Genomic DNA, 4,611 nt, shown 5'->3' with positions numbered 1-4,611 from the left:
GCGTTGGCCAGTGCCATCGTTCGGAGTCCGCGTGTGTTGCTCCTCGACGAGGCGACCGCGCAGGTCGACGGCCGAACCGAAGCGGCGATCAACGACGTCATGCGCCGGATCGCCGCCGACCGCGCCGTCGTCACCATCACGCACCGACTCTCCACGGTGCTCGACGCCGACACCATCCTCGTCATGGACGACGGCCGTATCCGGGCCCGTGGCACCCACTCCGAACTGCTCGAGACGGATTCGCTGTACCGGGAGTTGGTCAAAGCCTTGCGTATCGGCGATTCCGCGGCCGTGCGCTAGGCCTGCAGTTCCCGGCGCAGTGTCGTCTCGGTATATCGAATAGCCTGGCCGACAACGGGTTCGACCAACACGCCGAGTGCCCGCCCTGCCAGTCCGCCCGGGAACGTGTATGCGAACTCTACGTCGAGCCGGGTCCCACCGTCGTCGGTGTCGGCGAACGACCACGTCGACGTCGTCGAAAACCCCTCGACGGACGACAATGTGAGCGTCTCGTTCTCGATCCACTCGGTGACACGCAGCATCGAGCGCAGCGTCTTCGGCCCGATCTGCATCTCCGCGGCGTACGTCGCTCCGAGTCCGCGCGTGATGTCTCCGACAGGTTCGAACGAGCGGATACCGAACATCCACTGGGGAACTGTTCGGTAGTCGTCGACGTAGGCGAACGCCCGCTCGCGAGTCGTGTGCGCGACGGCGGCGTGTTCGATGACGGGCATCTCAGGCACCGATCCGGTCGTAGGGGGTTGTGGCGTAGTTGTCCAGATCGAAGCGAGAAAGGCGGTGTCGCAACGATTTGGTCGACCACGGCCATGCGGCGAAATTCTTGCCGCTCTCGTCGAGGTAGTAGCTGCTGCATCCGCCGCTGTTGAACACCGTGCCCGCAAGCGCAACCTGCACCGCGTCGTTGAACTGCCGGAACGGCGCCTCGGAGATCTCGAAGACCTCGACGCCCTCGCGGTCGGCCTGCGTGATGCCGTCGACGATGTAGTCGAGCTGCGATTCCGCCAGACCCAGAAAAGAGTTGTACACCAGGATGTTCGGGCCGAGCATGATGAACGCATTCGGTGCTCCGGGCACCGTCGTCGCCAGATATGCCTCGGGGCTCGTCGACCAGCGGTCGGACAGCAACTCGCCGTCTTCGCCCCGGATGATGCCGGCGATCGGAGGGTGGCTGACGTCGAAGCCCGTTCCGAAGACGACCACGTCGACCTCGCACGACGAACCGTCGGACCCGATCAGTCGGTTACCGTCGACCTCCGCAAGCGCCTCGGGGACGAGTTCGACGTTGGGCTCGGACAACGCGGGGAGATACGTGTTGGAGAGCAGCAAACGCTTGCAGCCCAACGTGAAGTCGGGTGTCAGCGCAGCGCGCAGTTCTTTGTCGGGTACCTGGTGCGCGAGCCACATCGTGCCGATCGGTGCGAGGTACCGCGCCGTGCGCTCCCGGCGCATCGCCGCGGTGAGCGAGCGTAGGACGACGTCGAGGCCGGTTCGCAGCAGGCGCTGCGTGATTGGCGCCCGGCGGAACACCGAGTGTGCCGCCTTGGGGAACGTGAAGTCGAGCCGGGGCACCACCCAGGACGGAGTCCGCTGGAAGACGTGCAGCGACTGCACCTGCGGCTGAATCTCGGGAACGAACTGCACGGACGACGCACCCGTACCGATGACCGCGACGCGCTTGCCGGTGAGGTCGACGTCGTGGTTCCACCGGGCCGAGTGGAAGATCTCGCCGGGGAATTCTGCGATACCTGGAATGTCGGGGGTCTTGGGCTCGGTGATCGGCCCGGCCGCGAAGATGACGTACTGCGCCGAGTAGCGCCCGGCCGTCGTGTCGAGAACCCACCGGCGAAAACCCGTCGACCAGCGCGCTTCGAGTACCTCGCTGTCGGTGCGGATCCACGGCGCGAGCTCGAGCGCATCGACGGTGTCTTCGATGTATTCGAGCAGCTCGGGTTGCTTGGCGAAATTGCTACGCCACGACGGGTTGGGGTTGAACGAGAACGAGTAGACCGGTGACGGGATGTCGACCCCGCAGCCTGGGTAGGTGTTCTCGCGCCACACCCCGCCGACGCGGGAGGCCTTCTCGAGTACGACGAAGTCGGTGATCCCGGCAGCGCGGAGCTTGGCCGCCGCGGCGATTCCGGAGAGGCCGGCGCCGACCACGGCAACCTTGACGCGCACGTCCGAAGAGGGGTCCAGAGGGGTCATGAACCCGAGAGTACATGTAACTCGTCGTGACAGATACTTTTCGACTCAGCGGGAGCGCGTCGACGTTGCCTCTTCGGACTCCTCCGTCGTGCTCGTAGTGGTTCTCCGTGACGACCGGGATGTGGTCTCCGCCGGCGCAGACGTCGCCTGGGTCGTGGTGGGCACAGTGGTCGTCGGCTTCGGTGTCGTCGGGACTGCCACCTGCCACGTCGGCGACGGCGGAACAGTGATGGCCGAGCTCGACGCGCTGACCGCGGTGCTCAAGTCGGAACGCAACGCGGGCGGCGGAACCCTCTGGTCGGAATCGTCGAAGGCGCCTCCGAGGGCGCCGATCGTCAGACCCACGGCGACGGCAATTCCGGCCACCCCGACGGACGACAGTGCGATGACTTTGTCCCGCATGCGATATCAACCTCGAGCTCGGTTGCCGCGACGGTCTCGGCGGCAATGATGTGGCGACGGTGTCGCGATGGTGCGGCAAACGCTACCGCAGCACCGGCCGTGGCCGCTCAGCTGGCGAGAGGGTCGTGCACGGCCGAACGGCAACCACCGGCGAAGCGGTGCTCCCAGGTCTCGCCCACGAGGCGGTACCCCTCCCACCGTCGACCGCCCAGGATTTTGCGCAGTTCGGTGGCCCGACGCACCGCCCAGGTCATCGCTTTGCTGTCCGTAGGAAGCTCGGCCTCGGCCAGCACTTCGTCGTCATCGGTACGCAGCTGATACATCGGCATGCGGGACATCATGCATCACCGAAGAGCGGCTGTCGCCCCGGTGAATAAAGTGGACCGGCAACAGGCGTGAAACCGGCTGCAGACCCGGTGACCAGTCGTTCGACCGACATCCAAACGGACCGAATGTCAGGCCAGACGCAGGATTGTGGGCAAAGCATCGGAGATCTGCTGACCCACTTCCTCGTACAGATCGGTCTCCCGGCGGTATGGATCCTCGATGTCGAGGACGCCGACCGAATGCCTAGCCCGGGCGTCGGCGATGCCCGGGACGGTCGTGGCCCCTGACGCCTCGACGAGGGCCACAGCCTCGAGCAACGTGAAGGTCGTGCGCAGCTTGCGGGGTGAAAGTGCCAACACCGCATCGCGGTGACGCTCGGTCATCGTCAGGACCAGATCGGCGTCGTCGGCGATGCGGGGCGTTATCCGACGTGCGAGAAAACCGTCTGGGCTACCGCCGAGCTGAGTCAGCACCATCGCCGCCGTCGGATCCATCGCATGACCCGTCAACCCGTGGGTCCCAGCGCTGGACGCGGTCAACTCGAGCCCGCCCTCCTCCGCATAGGCGAGAGCGAGGCGTTCGGCGGTAGGTGACCGGCAGATGTTTCCGGTGCAGACGAAGAGAACGTGCACGCGGGCAACCCTAGTGCGCCGGGTGTTTCCCGGGCACCCGCCCGGCGAAAAGCACACGTCGAAAGCTCACGCTAGAGTGATGCCGGAGCGGGGGTTCGAGATTGGATCGTTACACGGCCGATCGGCGAGTCCCTTCGCATATCCAAGTGAGGCAGGTCATGACTGAGGTTCTCGGTGTGTCGGTGGGGGCGAGCGCCGTCCGGATGGCGCGTCCCGATACGCGCCTGCATACATCGGGCGAGCGTGAACTCGACTTCCGCAACGACACTGTCGACGCCCACTGGGACCGCGCGGAGGACATCGCCGCGGAGGACATCGCCGCGGAGAGCATCGGCGTGGTCCTCGCGCAGAGCAACGGCGATCGCTACGTCGAGGCGACGGGCGTTGCCTACCGTGATCAGCAACAATTCGGCGACATCCAGCAGGCCATGGCCATGCAGCAGCTCTACAACTACCGACTCGTACCCGAAGCGCGCGCAGCGCTCGCCTACCTCGAAGCCACCGGCGAGATCGGCAACTTCGGAACCATCGCCCTCTACGACCTCGGCAGCTCGGGCTTGACGATCAGCGTCATCGACCGCGCCACCGGCGACGTGCTGTTGGCCGAGCGAACCTCCGACATCAGCGGATCCGACTTCGACCGCCTCATCTCCGACAACCAACTCGCCAAGCAGGGCGCCCGCCTGAACGACGCCGCAGCGCTCGCCGAGTTCACCACCCGCTGCCGCATCGCGAAGGAACAGCTGTCGACGTCCGGGGCCGTCTGCCTCCCCGGCGACAGCGGCGTCATCCTCATCTCGCGGGAATCGTTCGAGGCGCTGGTGACGGTACCGATCGAGTACTCGGCGCGATTGGTCCGCGACGTGCTCACCCGTTCACCCCAGTACGTCGACGCGATTTTCCTCGTCGGCGGCGGCGCCCGAATTCCGCTCGTCGAAGCCATCCTGCGGTCCTGGACCGGCCTGCCCGTCGTCACGCCGATCGAACCGGAATCGGTCGCGGCCAAGGGCGCTGCACTCCTAGC

Annotated in this window: 6 protein-coding genes and 1 pseudogene; 2 read left to right on the top strand and 5 right to left on the bottom strand. The window is 65.9% G+C overall.

The annotated features are described in order from the left end of the window. Positions 1-300: pseudogene (locus tag WBQ44_RS13070) on the top strand (ABC transporter ATP-binding protein); the annotation flags it as partial. Here WBQ44_RS13070 and WBQ44_RS13065 read toward each other — a convergent pair. The 5 genes from WBQ44_RS13065 to WBQ44_RS13045 form a co-directional block, all read right to left on the bottom strand. Then, complete coding sequence (locus tag WBQ44_RS13065; RefSeq protein ID WP_495567108.1) at positions 297-734, bottom strand: SRPBCC family protein; 438 nt, start codon at positions 732-734, stop codon at positions 297-299. The pseudogene WBQ44_RS13070 and the gene WBQ44_RS13065 sit on opposite strands and share 4 nt — an antisense overlap. Before the next feature lies 1 nt (position 735). Beyond that, positions 736-2,226, bottom strand: coding sequence for a flavin-containing monooxygenase (locus WBQ44_RS13060; RefSeq protein WP_495567107.1), 1,491 nt, complete (start codon positions 2,224-2,226; stop codon positions 736-738). A gap of 45 nt (positions 2,227-2,271) precedes the next feature. Continuing rightward, a complete protein-coding gene (locus WBQ44_RS13055; protein ID WP_495567106.1) occupies positions 2,272-2,628 on the bottom strand; it encodes a hypothetical protein in 357 nt (118 codons plus the stop codon). 107 nt (positions 2,629-2,735) lie between these two features. Continuing rightward, entirely contained in the window at positions 2,736-2,957 is a 222-nt protein-coding gene (locus WBQ44_RS13050) for a hypothetical protein (protein ID WP_495567105.1), read from the bottom strand. Between the two features lie 126 nt (positions 2,958-3,083). Further along, the gene (locus WBQ44_RS13045; RefSeq protein ID WP_495567104.1) at positions 3,084-3,587 is read right to left on the bottom strand and encodes an arsenate reductase/protein-tyrosine-phosphatase family protein; all 504 of its coding nucleotides are present in this window, start codon (positions 3,585-3,587) and stop codon (positions 3,084-3,086) included. A gap of 158 nt (positions 3,588-3,745) precedes the next feature. Between WBQ44_RS13045 and WBQ44_RS13040 the strand changes: the two genes are divergently transcribed. After that, positions 3,746-4,611, top strand: an 866-nt coding sequence (locus WBQ44_RS13040; protein WP_495567103.1) for a DUF7159 family protein, incomplete at its 3' end; no start/stop codon positions are given.

This window comes from Rhodococcus sp. (in: high G+C Gram-positive bacteria), from assembly GCF_049591685.1.
GTDB lineage: Bacteria > Actinomycetota > Actinomycetes > Mycobacteriales > Mycobacteriaceae > Rhodococcoides.
The sequence above is the reverse complement of the archived record's forward strand: the minus strand, read 5'-3'. Positions and strand labels throughout refer to the sequence as shown.